At 55.2% G+C, this 17,552-nt stretch carries 11 protein-coding genes; 6 read left to right on the forward strand and 5 right to left on the reverse strand.

Annotated elements, in window-relative coordinates; translation table 11 throughout:
* Position 1 precedes the first annotated feature (1 nt).
* Positions 2-1,447: a polyphosphate:AMP phosphotransferase gene (gene pap, locus EF096_RS00055; protein WP_123887542.1), complete on the reverse strand. Its 1,446-nt coding sequence runs from the start codon at positions 1,445-1,447 to the stop codon at positions 2-4.
* 151 nt (positions 1,448-1,598) lie between these two features.
* Between pap and radA the strand changes: the two genes are divergently transcribed.
* Positions 1,599-2,969, forward strand: a complete 1,371-nt coding sequence (gene radA, locus EF096_RS00060) for a DNA repair protein RadA (protein ID WP_123887545.1) — start codon at positions 1,599-1,601, stop codon at positions 2,967-2,969.
* Positions 2,970-3,112: 143 nt separating this feature from the next.
* Here radA and EF096_RS00065 read toward each other — a convergent pair whose 3' ends face one another.
* The 3 genes from EF096_RS00065 to ettA all read right to left on the reverse strand — a co-directional run bounded on the left by EF096_RS00065 (position 3,113) and on the right by ettA (position 6,761).
* Positions 3,113-3,469 (reverse strand): PilZ domain-containing protein, encoded by a 357-nt coding sequence (locus EF096_RS00065; RefSeq protein ID WP_123887547.1) that lies wholly within the window; start codon positions 3,467-3,469, stop codon positions 3,113-3,115.
* 56 nt (positions 3,470-3,525) lie between these two features.
* Positions 3,526-4,866, reverse strand: coding sequence for an NADP-specific glutamate dehydrogenase (gene gdhA / locus EF096_RS00070; RefSeq protein WP_123887549.1), 1,341 nt, complete (start codon positions 4,864-4,866; stop codon positions 3,526-3,528).
* 230 nt (positions 4,867-5,096) lie between these two features.
* Entirely contained in the window at positions 5,097-6,761 is a 1,665-nt protein-coding gene (ettA, locus tag EF096_RS00075) for an energy-dependent translational throttle protein EttA (protein ID WP_123887551.1), read from the reverse strand.
* A 224-nt stretch (positions 6,762-6,985) separates the two neighbouring features.
* On the opposite strand from ettA, the gene EF096_RS00080 reads away from it, so the two are divergent.
* The 5 genes from EF096_RS00080 (at position 6,986) to EF096_RS00100 (ending at position 15,685) form a co-directional block, all read left to right on the forward strand.
* Complete coding sequence (locus tag EF096_RS00080) at positions 6,986-10,855, forward strand: EAL domain-containing protein (protein WP_123887553.1); 3,870 nt, start codon at positions 6,986-6,988, stop codon at positions 10,853-10,855.
* A 105-nt stretch (positions 10,856-10,960) separates the two neighbouring features.
* Positions 10,961-12,217 (forward strand): serine hydroxymethyltransferase, encoded by a 1,257-nt coding sequence (gene glyA, locus EF096_RS00085; RefSeq protein WP_123887555.1) that lies wholly within the window; start codon positions 10,961-10,963, stop codon positions 12,215-12,217.
* A gap of 201 nt (positions 12,218-12,418) precedes the next feature.
* Entirely contained in the window at positions 12,419-13,192 is a 774-nt protein-coding gene (locus tag EF096_RS00090; protein ID WP_158611210.1) for a substrate-binding periplasmic protein, read from the forward strand.
* A 113-nt stretch (positions 13,193-13,305) separates the two neighbouring features.
* Positions 13,306-14,643: a YjgN family protein gene (locus EF096_RS00095; protein ID WP_123887559.1), complete on the forward strand. Its 1,338-nt coding sequence runs from the start codon at positions 13,306-13,308 to the stop codon at positions 14,641-14,643.
* The gene (locus EF096_RS00100) at positions 14,621-15,685 is read left to right on the forward strand and encodes a M48 family metallopeptidase (protein ID WP_123887560.1); all 1,065 of its coding nucleotides are present in this window, start codon (positions 14,621-14,623) and stop codon (positions 15,683-15,685) included. Before EF096_RS00095 ends, EF096_RS00100 begins: the two co-directional genes overlap by 23 nt.
* Here EF096_RS00100 and mqo read toward each other — a convergent pair.
* On the reverse strand, positions 15,670-17,163 hold the full coding sequence (gene mqo / locus EF096_RS00105; protein WP_123887562.1) for a malate dehydrogenase (quinone): 1,494 nt from the start codon (positions 17,161-17,163) through the stop codon (positions 15,670-15,672). The two genes, EF096_RS00100 and mqo, sit on opposite strands and share 16 nt — an antisense overlap.
* Positions 17,164-17,552: the final 389 nt, after the last annotated feature.

The raw sequence follows: 17,552 nt of genomic DNA on the forward strand, positions 1-17,552 counted from the left end.
TTCAGGATTGTTTCAATCGTTTTTGCAGCGTATCGCAAACGATGCGCAGTGCCTGAATACGGGCATAGCGTTTATCGGTTGAGGGTATTACGTGCCAGGGCGCTTGCGGCGTAGCGGTGTTCTCCACCATATCGTTCATGGCGTTGACGTAGTCAGACCACTTGTCGCGGTTGCGCCAGTCTTCGTCGGTCAGCTTGTACCTTTTGGTTGGTGATTTCTCACGGTCCTCGAAGCGCGACAATTGCTCTTCTGGCGTGATAGCCAGCCAGAACTTGATTATCAAGGTCCCTGCTTTATGCAGCTGCGCCTCAAAATCGTTGATTTCCCCATAGGCTTGTTGCCAGCGAAGGTCAGAGCAGAACCCTTCGATACGCTCGACCAGCACACGTCCATAGTAACTACGGTCAAGGACGACGACTTTGCCGGGTGCCGGAATACGTCGCCAGAAGCGCAGCAAATAGGGCTGACTGCGCTCTTCTTCTGTGGGCGCTCGCGTGCCATGAACCCGAAGCATGCGCGGATCGAGGCAATGGGTGATGCGCCTGATGGTGCCGCCCTTGCCCGCGGCATCGGCGCCCTCGAATACCAGCAGCAGGCTGCTTTTTTGGAAGGCTGGATGACGGGCAAGGTCACGCAGGCGATGCTGATAGTGCTCAAGCTCGCGTTTGTAGACATCTTTTTTCAGCTCGTGGTCGTAGTCGAGCTGTTCTAGCCGGTCGCTCTTGCTGGGTTGCCAGTCATGCTCCTCCGGCACCGCGTCCTTGCCCTGCAGTTTCTGTTTTATTGCCTTGAGCAATAGCTTGCCGACATACAAGTCACGTGCTTCTGCATCGCTGCTGTCGACCTGAATCCAAGGTGCAATAGGCGTTGAGGTTAACTCACTCATGCGCTTGGCCGCTTCACGCACCTTGGTGTACTCCGTGGTGCTGAATTCGCCCCATTCGCGCATCGCCAGGCTGTCGTACTGTTTTTGCTGCTCCCTGGGTGGGTAATGCTGTGCATGATCGTCATCCAGGTGCAGCCATAGCTTGAGTAGGGTGACGCCTTCAGCCGCCAACTGATTCTCGAAGCGCGTTACCTGTTCCATTTCACTCTTGAATCGAGTGTCTGACATGCGCCCTCGGCTCAGTTGAATCAGCGGCTGGTGATACCAGGAGCCAAGATAAAAGCCCAGGGTTCCTGCCGGAGGGAGGCTGCGCCAATAGCGCCAGAGTCGCGGCATCTTGCGCTCAATACCCTGCGGTAGAGTGAAGGCTCGGGTGTTCAGATAACGGTTATCCAGCCATTCGTAAAAGGTATAAATCAGCTCTGCCTTGCCCGCCAGGTCATTGCCACTGACCAACAGTAGTACCGGCCCAAGGTTGGCTTTCTGCAGTTCAAATTGCGCTTCAAGCAAATCTTCGCAGAGCGCCTCACGCTGTTTTTTCAGACTTTTGTGCTTACTCATATACAGGCCTTTGTAGATGCCGTGCGCAGATTTGGCTAAGGCGCTCAAGGCAAGGGTTGTGTGTTGGTTGCCAGCGCGTCAACAATAGCGGCTTTGTGTTCAGGCTGGTTGCAGTATAGGCCGACACTAACGCATTTCTTGCGGAGGATGCATGGCTAAAGCCAAACGCATATACGGTTGTACCGAATGTGGTGCGACTTTTTCCAAGTGGGCTGGACAGTGTCCGGAGTGTCAGGCTTGGAATACGCTGGTAGAAACCGTGGTGGATACCACGCCAACCGGCGGCACCCCAGCGCGCAGCAGTAACTGGACGGGCCAGGAGGCGCAGGTCAAAACTCTCGCCGACGTCAGCACCGAAGAGGTGCCACGTCAGTTGAGCGGTTCCTCAGAGCTGGATCGGGTGCTGGGTGGCGGGCTGGTTAGCGGTTCGGTAGTGCTGATGGGCGGTGATCCTGGTATTGGTAAGTCGACGATTCTGCTGCAAACGCTCTGTCGGCTCGCGCAGTCTGTGCCGGCGCTTTACGTAACCGGCGAGGAATCTCAGCAGCAGGTCGCGATGCGAGCACGGCGTCTGGGCTTGCCCGAAGACAAGCTCAAGGTGATGACTGAAACCTGTATCGAAAGCATTATTGCGACTGCCCGCAAAGAGCAGCCGCGGGTGATGGTGGTAGATTCGATTCAGACCATTTTTACCGAGCAGCTGCAGTCTGCGCCTGGCGGCGTGGCTCAGGTGCGTGAGAGTGCTGCGCTCTTGGTTCGTTATGCCAAGCAGAGTGGTACCGCGATCTTTCTGGTAGGCCACGTTACCAAGGAAGGCTCGCTAGCCGGTCCGCGAGTGCTGGAGCACATGGTGGATACCGTGCTGTATTTTGAAGGTGAGTCGGACGGGCGTTATCGCATGCTGAGGGCGGTGAAGAACCGCTTTGGCGCGGTAAATGAGTTGGGTGTTTTTGCCATGACCGACAAAGGGTTAAAAGAAGTAGCGAACCCCTCGGCGATTTTCCTCTCGCGTTACGACGCGCCCATTCCCGGTAGTGTCGTCATGGCTACCTGGGAAGGCTCCAGACCTATGCTGGTGGAAGTTCAGGCGTTGGTTGATACCAGTCATCTGGGGAATCCTCGGCGGGTCACCCTGGGGTTGGACCAGAACCGTTTGGCCATGTTGTTGGCCGTGCTGCATCGCCACGGCGGGGTGGCTACCTACGATCAGGATGTGTTTGTCAACGTGGTGGGGGGCGTCAAGGTGTTGGAGACCGCATCGGATCTAGCGCTGCTGGCAGCGGTGATGTCCAGCTTGCGCAATCGACCTTTGCCGATGGATTTGATGGTCTTTGGTGAGCTGGGGTTATCTGGCGAGATACGCCCGGTGCCCAGTGGTCAGGAGCGCTTGAAGGAAGCGGCCAAGCATGGCTTCACCCGTGCCATTGTGCCCAAGGCTAACGCGCCCAAGGAATCGCCCAAAGGCATGGAGGTTATCGCGGTAACGCGCCTTGATCAGGCTTTGTCAGCGATTTTCGACTAAACGCCGCTCTGGCGGCGTTAGCTTCAAGCCGCAAGCCGCAAGCCGCAAGCCGCAGGAGCGCAGAGGCAGTAACTTAGTTCATCACCTCTGTTGTGCACTGCCAGCTTGAGGCTTGTCGCTTGAAGCTGCTGTAAAGCGCAGGGTCAGATCAGCGCTTTCAGCTCACGTTCCAGTAGCTGTTCATCCCCTGTGTTCAACGCAATCAAGCGACGCAGGTGGCTAATTGAGTCCAGATCAATGTGCGTGCAGGTAAATCCCAGCATGCCTTCTTCGGCGTGTGCCAGGGCAGCCTCCATGCGTATCTGGCTGCCGTCATTGAGCTCAATTACACTGATGTAGGGCGCATCCTGTATAGAAGCAGACCAGTCATCAGGGGCCATCACCAGCAGACCATGCAGCGAAATGTCTATCAACTGAACCTGACTTTGCCAGTCATCCTGTTGCAGTAGTGTCTGCGCATCAAAGGGGATACGCGTAAAACGACGTCGTTCGTCACTCATGGAGAGCCTCACCGGGCGATGCATTGATACAGTTACTATAGTCGCTTTTGCACGACTCAGACGATGCCCTGTGCAAGCATGGCATCCGCCACCTTGACGAAGCCGGCAATATTGGCGCCTTTGACGTAATTGATGAAGCCTTCCTCATCCTTTCCGTAGTGACTGCAGGCATTATGGATGGACTCCATGATCTCGTGAAGCTTCTGGTCAACTTCCTCTTCGGTCCACGACAGGCGCATGGCATTTTGACTCATTTCCAGCCCGCTTACTGCGACACCGCCAGCGTTGGCCGCTTTGCCTGGCGCATAGAGGGTTTTGTGTTCGAGAAATAGGTCAGCGGCAGCCAGAGTGCAGGGCATGTTAGCTCCCTCGGCGACGGCTATGCAGCCATTGTCGATCAGCTTGCGCGCATCGTCTTCGTCCAGTTCATTCTGCGTTGCGCAGGGTAAAGCAAGGTCACAGGACAGGTGCCATGGTGTGCTGTTGGCAATGAACTGCACGCCGGGCTGGCCATCAAGCGCTTCCAGTCGGCCGCGCTCCTGGTTCTTGAGCTTCACGACCTTTTTCCACGTCGCTTCGTCAAGACCATCGGCGAAGTGTAAGGTGCCGCCTGAGTCGGACAAGGAGAGGACCAAACCGCCAAGCTGAATAACCTTGAGTGCCGCGTACTGAGCGACATTGCCGGCACCTGAGATGACGACGCGCAGCCCATCAAGGCTTTTATCGCGGGATTTAAGCATCTGTTCGGCAAAGTAAACACAGCCAAAACCGGTGGCTTCGGGGCGCATTAGGCTACCGCCATAGGTTTGGCCTTTGCCGGTGAGCACCGAGGTGAATTCATTACGCATACGCTTGTATTGGCCGTACATATAGCCGACTTCCCGCGCACCAACACCGATATCGCCTGCTGGTATATCCAGATTAGCTCCGATGTGGCGTGATAGTTCCGTCATGAATGACTGACAAAAGCGCATGACCTCGCTATCGCTTTTACCTTTTGGGTCGAAATCGGAGCCGCCCTTACCACCGCCCATGGGTAAGGTAGTCAGGGCATTTTTGAATACCTGCTCGAAGGCCAGAAACTTGAGTACACCCAGGTTTACTGAAGGGTGAAAGCGCAAGCCGCCCTTGTAGGGGCCGATGGCGCTATTCATCTGTACTCGATAGCCACGATTGACATGCACCTTGCCCTGATCATCGGTCCAGGGTACACGAAAGGTAATGGAGCGTTCCGGTTCGAGCAGGCGTTCCAGAATGCCCTGACTGAGGTACGCTGGATTGTCTTGCAGAAACGGCCAAAGACTGGTCAGAACTTCTTCCGCTGCCTGTTGGAACTCAGGTTGATCCGGATCTTTTTTTCGAATGCTGGCAAGGTAGGAAGAGAGCGTGTCGGTCATGGTCGGGGTCACTTATCTGTAAGAGTTTGACGAAACCGTGACACTTTATCAGGATGATCTGCGCTCTAAAATAGTGCATTTCATCATCGGGGTAATGTTTTGGCAGGATAGTGCTATTTTGCTGATTTTATTATTTTTTTGTTTCTATTTGTGTTTTTTTAACGCAATGACGCACCTTATCGGTGCGTCATCTGTGCTGCGCTAGTAGCCGGCATAAACCGGGAGTCGGCTCAGGCCAGCTTCTTGTAACGGACTCGGTGTGGTTGCGAGGCCGCATCGCCCAGGCGCTTTTTGCGATCGGCTTCATACTCGGTGTAGTTACCGTCGAAGAAGACGACCTGCGAATCATCTTCATAGGCGAGGATGTGGGTCGCGATACGGTCAAGGAACCAGCGATCGTGCGAAATCACAATGGCTGAGCCAGGGAAGTCGAGCAGCGCTTCTTCCAACGCACGCAGGGTTTCCACGTCCAGATCGTTTGAAGGTTCGTCGAGCAGCAGTACGTTGGCACCGCGCTTGAGCGTCAGCGCCAGATGCAGACGGCCACGCTCACCACCGGAAAGGTCCTTGACGAACTTTTGCTGATCAGATCCCTTGAAGTTGAAGCGCCCCACGTACCCGCGTGAGGGAACCTCGTAGTTGCCCACTTTGATCATGTCGAAGCCGTCTGAAACCTGCTCCCATACGGTTTTGTTACCGTCGAGATCATCGCGACTCTGATCGACGCTGGCGATCTCTACTGTTTCGCCGATATCAATGCTGCCTCCGTCCGGCTGCTCTTTACCGGTGATCATCCGAAACAGGGTTGATTTGCCCGCGCCGTTACCACCGATAACACCCACGATAGCGCCTTTGGGTACGCTGAACGACAGGTTATCGATCAGTACGCGTTCGCCATAGCCCTTGTTGACGCCATTGAAGTCAATAACCTTGTCACCCAAACGCGGGCCAGCCGGGATATAGATTTCGTTGGTTTCGCTGCGTTTCTGGAATTCTTGCGACTGCAGTTCTTCAAAGCGCTGCAAGCGTGCCTTGGATTTGGACTGGCGGCCCTTGGCGCCCTGGCGTACCCATTCCAGCTCGGCTTTCATCGCCTTGGCGTGCGAGGCTTCCTGCTTGGCTTCAGTATTTAAACGCGCAGCCTTGGATTCCAGCCACTGTGAGTAGTTGCCTTCAAAGGGAATGCCTTGGCCACGGTCCAGTTCGAGAATCCAGCCAGCCACGTTATCCAGGAAGTAGCGGTCGTGCGTAATAGCAACCACAGTGCCCGGAAAGTTGTGCAGGAACTGCTCCAGCCACGCAACTGAATCGGCGTCCAGGTGGTTGGTTGGTTCGTCGAGGAGCAGCATGTCAGGCGCTGAGAGCAGCAGACGGCAGAGCGCAACGCGGCGTTTCTCACCGCCGGACAGATGGCCGATGGTGGCATCCCACGGCGGTAGACGCAGGGCGTCGGCAGCGACTTCCAGCTGGCGCTCGAGGTTGTGACCGTCGGCGGCCTGCAGGATCGCTTCCAGTTTGCCTTGTTCAGCCGCCAGCGCATCGAAATCGGCATCGGGTTCGGCATAGGCGGCATAGACTTCATCCAGACGCGCCTGCGCTGCCTTGACCTCGCCTACCGCCTCTTCGACGATGTCACGTACGGTCTTATCAGCATCAAGTTGTGGTTCCTGTGGCAGATAACCTACCTTGATACCCGGCATTGGGCGGGCTTCGCCTTCGATCTCGGTGTCCACGCCTGCCATGATGCGCAGCAGGGTGGATTTACCTGCACCGTTGAGGCCCAATACGCCGATTTTGGCGCCGGGGAAGAAGGACAAGGAAATATCTTTCAGAATCTGACGCTTCGGGGGGACGACTTTGCCAACCCGATGCATGCTATAAACATATTGAGCCATGGGGGTAGAACCTGTTGAATGGGGGGTATTGATAGATTCATCATGCAGCTGCTTGGCTGTCATGTCGAAATTGCAGGCAAGGCTAGCCCAACTGGCCTTTAAGGGCAAACGTCTGCAGCTTATGCCTTGCGCTCGCGGTGATATTGAACATTACTGTTTGGGTCTGGTTGTAGCAATAAAGGGTGGTGAGTCTTGTTCGTACGGCTATTTGATAAGTGAGCACATTGAATAATAAGAATAGTGAAACGCAATGGCCTGTCGAAGATAACGGCTTTGACGCCATACAAACCCATTCCATGCGAGTTGGCTATTTTATAGTGGCCGTTGCCTGTGTGCTGGTTCTGGTACTCCTGGCCTGGCAGTCCTGGTTTGACTACGTTGCTATCAAGCGCCAACACCAGGTACAGGTAGAAGAAAGTGTCTGGCTTACCGCTGACCAGATGGCGCTTAATATTGGGGTTACCTCCATTGCGCTTGCTCGCGTGCTGGATTTTCAGGCGCCGGAGCAAAACGCCGGCTCTCGCCTGCTGGTGCAAGATCTGCTGCCGGGGATTGTCAGTGTACGCCAGGTGGATTTGAATCGAGTTTCGCCCGATGAATCGGCGCCATGGCGGCAAACGGCACATCGGCTCGAATTAAGCGGTGAGCGTTTTGGTCTGGACTCGGATCCAGTACGCAACGAGCTTTTCTGGACGCTGGCCAGCGCGCAGCCAGATCGTTACTGGGTATTGACCCTTGATGGGCGCGCGTTGGCCTCGCTGGTGTCGGCGCGAGCGGCGCAAGGTTATGTTTGGCTGCTTGAAGATGTCGGTCGCAGTCGGGTACTGGCCCGGCAGATGGATGACCTTTTGGTTTATTCAGGCAATGCGCCGATGTCAGCGCAAGAGCGCGATCGGGTCGTGGTTAGTGCGCCGGTAGAAGGTACGCTTTGGCAAGTTCGTGGTCTGGTGGACGCGGATTACTACCATCGCCAGTTAGGGCCATTATTGCTGCAACGCATCTTGTTGCTATTCGGATCACTGCTGGTTTTGATGGCGGTACTTTGGCTATTGATGCGACAGGCTCGCGCTAATCGACGGTTACGGGTCAGTCGGGCGGAATCCTTTCGGCATATGCAAGACAGTGAGCGCCGCTATCTGGACGTATTTCAAGGCGCCGATATGGCGCTTTGTTTGATAGATCTTTCCGAACTCAAGTCATTCATTATGCGCCACGGCCTGCATGATCAGGCGGCCCTTGATCGTTGGCTGTTAGAGCACCCTCAGCAGCACTCAGAGCTGCTGGCCAGCATGCACCTGCTGGAAGCCAACCCGGTTGCGCTGAATTTGTTGCAAGTTAGCTCGGTGGACAAACTTGTGGGTATTCTGCGCGGGGAGCAGCACTTGCGTATGGGCGGCGCGCGCTACCGTCTGGTATTGGCGTTGGTCAACGGCGATGCGCGCGTGGAGCTGGAAACGCCCATGGTAGGCGCCGACGGCAAGCTGCGCTATTTATGGGTGGTGGTGCGTCTGCCGCGAGAGATTGATGAGCTGCACGCGGTGACCTTGAGCTTCACTGATCTGACTGAGCGTCGGCGCATTGAGGTGGCAATGCGCGAGAGAGAGCAGTTTTGGGCTTCCGTTGTGGAGGCTTTGCCTGACCTGGTGTTTATTCGTGATGTACGCAAAATGGGTGCGGATGAATTCTTCTTCAGTAACCGCTCCCTGGCTTCTATCCTCGGTTACAGCGCGGATGAAGAAGTGGCCATGGGTGACAGTTATCGTAATAGTCTGCTGCATCCGGATGACTTGGAATACATGCAGGTCAATCGTCGGCTGCAATTGGTCTTGCCGGACAACCGCGTGCTTGAATGGCGAGTACGTTGGCGGCACAAGGAGACTGGCTGGCGCTGGTTCAGTATTCGCTCCAGGGTCTTCAAACGAGCAAATGATGGCCGAGTAGAGCAGGTTATCGGTTTTGTTCGGGATGCTCATTCGCAGACGTTGGAACGTGAGAAAATCCAGCGTTCCGAGGCGCGCTATCGATTAATGGCGGAAAATGTCAGTGACATCGTCTGGTCCACAGATAGTGAGTTTCAGCCCGATTTTGTCAGCCCTTCTGTAGAGCATGTGCTGGGCTACAGTGCGGAGCATTTGCTGGCCGTGGGCCCGGAAGAAGTAGTGGTAGGTGATCGCTATCTCGACTTTATGCATGAGCTGGTTGATGAAATCAGGCCACAGGTTTACAGCGTAGAGAAAGCTAAAGCTCTGCGCGAACAGGGCTTTAGGCGCCAAATTATAGGCGATGCTATCAAGGCTGATGGGCGTAAGTGTCCGCTGGAAACCCGGGTGTCGTTGATGTGGAATGAGCAGGGCCGCTTCCTTGGTTTGCTCGGCGTGGCACGTGACATTACCGAGCAACGACGCACCGAAAACCGTCTGCGTATGGCCGCTACCGTGTTTGAAAATACCACGGGCGCCGTACTGGTGACGGACCCGGCGGGCTATATTGTGCAGGTCAACGAGAACCTGACACGTATAACCGGGTACAGCGACGAAGACATCGTTGACCAGCTACCTGCGGTACTCACCGCGCGCCTCCATGAAAAGCATTTCTATATCAATATCATGTCTTCCTTGCAGGAGGATGGCCGCTGGGAGGGCGAAATTTGGCTGCAGCGTAAAGATGGCGATGCTTTCCTCTGCTGGGCCGGTGTCACGGCAGTGCAGGATAGCGACGGTGACCTGGTCAGCTATGTCTGCTTTTTTGTCGATATAAGCGAGCGTAAAGCATCTGAGGCACGCATTCAGAGCCTCGCCTATTACGATGTGCTAACCGGTTTACCTAATCGAACGCTCTTTCAGGATCGTTTGCAGGCAGCGCTTCCGCTTGCGTTCAGGCGATCTGAATGGGTTGCAATTCTATTTCTCGACCTTGACCGGTTCAAACCCATCAATGACAGCTTGGGCCATGCCGCGGGTGATACGGTACTTAAAGAAGTGGCCATGCGTCTGCGCGACTGTGTACGCGAGAGCGATACGGTTGCGCGCATGGGCGGGGACGAGTTCACCATACTGCTTACAGGTCTGGCTGATCGTGAGGCCGCACTAGCTGCCTGTATGCATGTCGCAGAGAAGGTGCTCCTGGCGCTGGGGCCAGCATTTGTGCTGCAAGAGCGCGATTTCTTCGTTAGCGCCAGTATCGGTATTGCGCTTGCGCCGCAGGATGCCGACGAAGGTAGCGTGTTGTTAAAAAATGCCGACACTGCCATGTACCACGCCAAGGCAATGGGTAAGGACACTTTCCAGTTCTACGAGAGCGAGATGAATGCGCGTGCGCTTGAGCGCCTAGGCTTGGAGAATGATCTACGCCGCGCGATACAGGATCATGCCTTTTATCTGGTGTATCAGCCGCAGTTCAGCTGCAGCGATGGATCGCTCACTGGAGCAGAGGTATTGTTGCGCTGGAATGACCCGGTGCGCGGCCATGTCTCGCCCGCCGAATTTATTCCGGTAGCCGAAGAGCTCGGTTTGATTCGTGTGTTGGGAGAGTGGGTGCTTGATCAAGCCTGCCAGCAGCTGGCAACGTGGCGTGCCAATGGCTTTACCGTGCCTCGGTTAGCGGTGAACTTATCAGCAATGCAATTTGATGATGGGCAGTTGGTGGAGCAGATTTCCGCTATTCTGGAACGCTACGAATTGCCGCCCCAGGTGCTGGAGCTGGAGTTGACCGAGAGTATTCTACTGCGCAACCGTGATCTGACCATGAGCGCGTTGAACCGCCTCAAGGAAAAAGGGGTGCATATTGCTATCGACGACTTTGGGACGGGCTATTCGGCACTTAATTACCTCAAGGATTTTCCGATAGACACGCTTAAAATTGACCGTGGCTTTATTCAGGCAATGCGGCCGCATAGTCGAGATGCTCGCTTGGCCGAGGCCATCGTCGCTTTGGGGCGTAGCTTGCAACTAAGGGTTATTGCGGAAGGCATTGAGACCGAAGAGCAGTTCAGTCTGGTCCGTAGTTTTGGCTGCGATGAAGTACAGGGGTTTCATATGGGACGCCCGGTTGAGGCGCAGGTATTCGAGAGTCGTTGGTTAATACCTCTTGAATGAGTGCTTTTTGCTTACGCCTGAATGCTTTTCAAGTGCCAGTTGCCTTGGCATGCGTTAAAATGCGCGCCTCTTTTGTTTTTGAACGACCTAGCAGGGGGCCGTTACATGTTCAGCCGTTCTAACGATATAGCCACATACGATGCCGATCTGTGGGCTGCAATGCAGCACGAAGCCGTGCGTCAGGAAGATCACATCGAACTGATTGCCTCGGAAAACTACACCAGTCCGGCAATCATGCAGGCGCAGGGCTCAGTCCTGACCAACAAGTACGCCGAAGGTTATCCGGGTAAGCGCTACTACGGCGGTTGCGAGTATGTCGACGTGGCGGAACAGCTGGCCATTGATCGCGCCAAGGCGCTGTTCGGTGCAGATTACGCCAACGTTCAACCACACGCCGGTTCACAAGCCAACTCGGCCGTATTCCAGGCATTGTTGACGCCGGGTGATACCGTGCTGGGTATGAGTCTGGCGCATGGCGGTCACCTGACCCATGGTGCAACGGTTAACTTTTCCGGCAAGCATTACAATGCAGTGCAGTATGGCATCAATACCGAAACCGGTCTGATTGATTATGACGAGGTTGAGGCGCTGGCGCTTGAGCATAAGCCGAAGATGATCATTGCCGGCTTCTCCGCCTATTCTCAGGTGCTGGATTTTGCCCGTTTCCGTGAGATCGCCGACAAGGTAGGTGCCTACCTCTTCGTCGATATGGCCCACGTTGCAGGTTTGGTCGCAGCGGGTGTTTACCCTAACCCGATACCCTTCGCGGATGTGGTTACTACCACTACGCACAAGACGCTGCGCGGCCCGCGTGGTGGCCTTATTCTGGCTCGCGCCAATGAAGCGCTGGAGAAGAAACTGAACTCCGCAGTCTTCCCCGGCGGTCAGGGTGGTCCATTGATGCATGTAATCGCGGCCAAGGCGATCTGCTTCAAGGAGGCTATGAGCCCCGAGTTCAAGACCTACCAGCAGCAGGTGGTGAAAAACGCCAAGGCAATGGCTGGGGTGTTTGTCGAACGTGGCTATGACGTTGTGTCGGGTGGTACCGAGAACCATTTGTTCCTGCTGTCGTTGATCAAGCAGGACATCACCGGTAAGGACGCCGATGCGGCACTGGGTCGGGCGTTTATTACGGTTAACAAGAATGCCGTACCGAATGACCCGCGCTCGCCATTTGTGACCTCCGGTCTGCGTATCGGTACACCGGCGGTGACTACGCGCGGTTTTGTTGAGGCAGATTGTCAGTCTCTGGCTGGCTGGATCTGCGACATCCTCGACAATATGGGTGATGAGGCAGTAGTAGATCGCGTACGTGATCAGGTGAAGCAAATCTGTGCACGTCTGCCGGTCTACGGTGACTAAGCGTTTAGCGCTGATAAAAGCCCCTCCCGACTTTGGTCGCGGGGGGCTTTTTTGTGGGTAGTCGCCAAGGTTATGGTATCGGTGTAAAATTGACGTTATTTTTATGACGATAATGTTTCTATGTCGGTCAGTTGGCAGCTAAAGAGCTGGCTGGTAGTGCGTTGGCGTCGGTCTGAATGGGGAAGCAATGAGAACGGACTCATGAGGCATCTGGCCTACTTGGTAACTGCCCTGCTAATGCTGTTTGCAGACCTGAGTGCGGCGTTGGCGCAGCAGGAGGTGGAGCCTGTTTCTGTGCAGGCACCGGCGGTGCTGAAAGTAGCGATCATGAATTTCCCCGGTTACTCCGAGGTAGATAGCGAAGGCAATGCGGTTGGTCGTACTGTCACTCTGGTGGATAAACTGCTGCGGCAAGCTGGCTTTGCCTATGAGGTGCGCATTCTTCCGCCTGCACGGATTTGGAGGGGGTTGGAGGATGGCAGCGTGCAGTTATGGCCTGGCATCGTTAACAAACCGGGGCTTGAAGCATCGACCTTGCTTGCTCGCCGCACGTTGGGGGTGGTGGGGATCAACCTCTATTACCCACCCGGCAGCCCGCGGCCGCAATGGCCGGATGATCTTCAGGGTAAACGGGTAATTCTGATAACCAATTACACCTACACTTCGCAGCTGATGCGGGTGCTGGATGACCCTTCGCTGGATATCACCTTTCTCCTGGGTAGCTCGCATTTGGGTGCTGTACGCATGTTGCTGCGTGGCCGAGGAGATTATTTGCTGGACTATCGCGCGCAGGTAGATTCGGCTGCCGCGACCCTGCATATAGAGCCTTTGCCCCACCTGAAAGTGTCGGAACAGCCGATGCGCTTTGTGGTTTCGAGACGCACGCCGGGAGCCAGTGATGTTGTGCGTGCGCTGGATGCTGCCTATGATCAATTGGAGTCGCAAGGAGTGGAGCTTGATGTAACCCGGCAATAACCTATAGCGCTGATGAATGATGCTTGCGTACCATTATCGTGATGGGTTGAGTAAAGCAGGGTTGGTATATTGGTTGTTGCTGCCGGTCTATTTGGGCGGGATGTATTTTATTAATGGAAGGGATTTCGATGCCGGACAGCTATAAGGTTGTTTTTAGTGGTGCCCGTGTTGCGGGTATAGAAGAGTCAGAACTGCGCGCTGAGCTGCTGCGCCTGGGCTTTGATGAGCGCCAAGTGCAGGCTCTGCTGATGGGGCGCAAGGTCACTATCAAGAGCAATCTGAGTGCGGAGCAAGCCGAGCGTTACTGTCAGCGCTTGCAGTCTGCCGGCTTGATAACCAAGGTGCAGGCGGAGAGTGTCGCGGAACAGTCAGTGATAACTGATGAGCCAGCTTCGCGTCCGGAGCCGGTCATGTCCGCAGATGAGCCGCCCCTACCGCCAGTTGCGTCAGGGCAGGGCGCAGGTGCTTCAGGTCGGCGCAGCGCGAAGATCAGGTTCACCGGTACCGGAGAGGAATACTTCGGTATCTGGATCGTTAATATTCTGCTGCTGGTTGTCACCCTGGGTTTTTACGCGCCCTGGGCCAAGGTGCGCAATATGCAGTACTTCTACGGTCATACTCTGCTAGAGGATACCAGCTTCCAATATCTGGCCGATCCCTGGGTCATCTTTCGTGGTCGTATGGTCGCGTTGGTAGCGGTGATTATCTGGTCTGTTGCCTCGACCTTTTACCCCGTGATCGCGATGGGGTTATTGCTGATTTTTATTCCGCTGATCCCCTGGATTATCGCGCGCTCGCTGAAGTTTCATGCCGTGAACAGCGCCTATCGCAACATCAGGTTCGACTTTGTCGGTAGCTACTGGCAGGCGGCCAAGGTCATTTACCTGTGGCCACTGCTATCGATACTCAGCCTGGGGCTGCTGGTGCCGTTTTCAGCGCAGCGCTGGTATGTCTTCCTGGTGGACAACTTGCGTTATGGTCGTAGTGAGTTTCATCTCAACCTTACTGCAGGCCAGGTCTATATGTTCTTTCTGAAAATGCTGGGCGTCTTGCTGGGCGTTGCCGCGCTCTCGGCGATCGCCCAGTTCGTGCATGGCGCCTTTTCAGTTATTTTCATTGTGCTGGGTTATTTGTTGCTCTTTGGGTACGCAATGGCGGGCGTTACCAATCTGATCATGTCTGCTACCACCTTGGCCGATCATGGTTTTGAGTCTTCTCTGGGCAAGCGCCGTATTGTCTGGATTTTCTTCAGCAATAGCCTGCTGATCATGCTGAGTATGGGTATTTTTACGCCTTGGGCCAAAGTGCGCATGGCGCGCTATCGTGCGAGTTGCACCAAAATGCATATTCAGGGCGATCTTGATGGTTTTGTCGCCGGCGAGGCGCAACGTGCTGGTGCGGTAGGTCTGGAGTTGGGGGACGCCTTCGATGTCGGTATCTCCCTCATCTGAGCAATGGGTTGTCGGCCGCTATTTCGACGGCAACTCAAGCCATAGCAGCGAGGCGCGCGCCAATGTGGTGGGTGGGTGCTTACGCCTGGAGGTGGCGGGTAAAGCTAAGCATTACCCCGCCGATCAAGTGCGTCTTGGCGTTCAGGTTGGTAGCGCCAATAGTTATCTACACCTGAGTGATGGGGGGGTGTTGGAGTCGCTCGATGTAAGCGGCTTACAGCGCCTGGCTCGCGAGCTTAAACGCTCGGGCGATAGTTGGCTGCAGCGTTTTGAGGTAAATACCCGGCTGATTGTTTTTAGCCTGATAGCTGTGCTGGCGTTTTCCGTTATCGGCGTGCTGTATGGCGTGCCCTGGCTATCCGCCCAAATCGCTGATGCCTTGCCGGTTGAGCTTGAGACCCGTATTGGCGAGGAGGCGTTGGCTAATATGGATAAGCTATGGATGGAGCCTAGCCAGATGACCGAGGCTCGCCAGCAGGAGGTGCTGTCTGCCATGGCGCCCTATCTGCGAGTCATGCAGGACGATTATCCTGAGCATAGTCTGCAACTGCATTTTCGTGCCTCAGAGGCGCTGGGTGCCAATGCCTTTGCCTTGCCGGGCGGTAATCTGGTTTTTACCGATGACATGGTGGCGCTGGCAAAAAACGATGAAGAGTTGGCGTCCGTGATGGCGCATGAGGTGGGGCACGTTGTGCACCGTCACAGTATGCGCAACCTGGTGCAGGGCTCATTGCTGGTATTTGTCATGGTGTCGCTGACCGGCGATATCTCCGCAGCCTCAGATATGGCAGCAGGTTTGCCGGCGTTATTGGCTAGTTTGAGTTATCAGCGAGGCATGGAAACGGAAGCGGATGACTTTGCACTGGCGTTTTTGCAGCAGCAGGCTATTGCGCCGCAACGTTTTGCCGACATCATGCAGCGTCTGGATCCGGGTTCAGCAAATAGTGACGAGGAGAAGGACGTGGCGAGTGGATTGAGCAGTTTCCTGTCAACCCACCCGCCAACACCCGAGCGCATAGAGCGCTTTCAGACTTTGGACTGACCCAGTCCCAGTGTGCTCAGAGTGCGCTTGCGCACACTCTTGAGCAGCTCGGCGTCGTTAATCAGGGACTGACCGTAAGACGGCACCAGTGTTTTCATGCGTGCCTGCCACTCTGGGCTGGCAATACGATCTTTGAAGCAGCGCTCTAATACATCAATCATCGCTTGCACTGCAGTTGATGCGCCGGGTGAGGCGCCCAGGAGAGCGGCGAGTGTGCCGTCCTTGGCAGCGACTATTTCTGTACCGAACTCAAGCTTGCCGTGGCCTTTGGCGTCTTTCTTGATGATCTGTACGCGCATGCCAGCATCCTGCAGTGTCCAGTTCTTCTCCTGGGCATCCGGGAAGTAGTTGCGCAGTGACGCGACTCGGTCTTTGTGCGACTGAAAGGACTCGGCAATCAGGTACTTGGTCAGATCCATGTTGTCGCGGCCCACTGCCATCATTGGCGCCACGTTATAGGGTTTGACCGAAGAGAACAGGTCAAACACCGAGCCCTTCTTCAGAAACTTGGTGGTGAAGCCAGCAAAGGGGCCAAACAGCAACGCCGGTTTGCCGTTGATGATGCGGGTATCCAGGTGCGGGACCGACATCGGTGGCGCGCCAACGGGTGCTTTGCCATAAACCTTGGAACTGTGGCGCTTGACCACGTCCGGGTCCTTGCATACCAGCCACTGACCGCTGACCGGGAAGCCGCCGTAACCTTGGCTTTCATCGATATGGGACTTCTGCAGCAGCGGCAGGGAGCCACCGCCGGCGCCGAGGAAAACGAACTTGGCGTTGAAGTCTTTTTCTTCGCCGGTATTCTCGTCTTCGATATTGACGCGCCAATGACCTTTCTTGCTCTTGCGCAGACTCTTCACCGAATGCTTCAGGCAAAGCTCAAAGCCTTCCTGTTGTTTCAGGTGATCAATCATTTTGCGCGTCAGTGAACCGAAATCAACATCCGAGCCGTGATCGACACGGGTCGCCGCAACGGGTTGCTTGGCGTCACGGCTGGACATGATCAGTGGCATCCACTCGCGCAGAGTCTCTGGCGTATCGCTGTACTGCATTTCAGCAAAGAGGTGGTGGTTGCTCAGTAGCTCGTGACGTTTGCGTAGAAACTCAACATCTTTCTCGCCCCAGACAAAGCTCTGGTGCGGGGTAGTGTTGATGAAGTCTGATGCCTTGGGCAGGATTCCCTGTTCGACCAGATAGGTCCAGAATTGCAGGGTAACCTCAAAGGATGCGTTGATGGAGAGCGCACGCTCAATAGCAATGTTGCCTGCGTCGTCCTGCGGAGTGTAATTCAACTCGCAGTAACCAGCGTGTCCGGTGCCTGCGTTGTTCCAGCCGTCGGTACTTTCGTGAGCAACGTGGTCCAGACGCTCGACCAGGGTAATGGTCATCGCCGGATCCAGCTGTTTGAGCAACATCCCTAGCGTAGCGCTCATGACACCACCACCGACCAGCAATACATCTACATTTCTTGCTGTCATTAACATGTCGCCTCTTTGGTAAAAATCAAGGAGCCTCTTGAGCTCTCCAGTAATCATACTGGCCAATGTCGGGGCGACTAGCAAACGGGCTTGTTCTCGATCAAGGCTTGTGGCTGCATCGAGAGCACGTCAAGCGTCGTGCTGTGTGCTCCGCAAGCCCCGGTATGCAAGCATCTGTTTAGTCAGTCGAGACAGCGGGCTGGCTAACGGTTTCTGCTTTGTGGAATGAGCTACCAGGGCTTAATGGTCTGACGGTAATCGGCCATTGGAGTAGTTCAGAGAAGTCTTATCATACCGGGTTAATTCATCCGGTAACAGAATGAAAGTGGGGGTAAAGTGACCAAATAAGGTGTCTTGGTCATTTTTTACGTGGTTGTTTGCAGCGCGCA

The sequence above is a fragment of the Pseudomonas neustonica genome, assembly GCF_003797945.1.
Classification (GTDB): Bacteria; Pseudomonadota; Gammaproteobacteria; order Pseudomonadales; family Pseudomonadaceae; genus Halopseudomonas; species Halopseudomonas neustonica.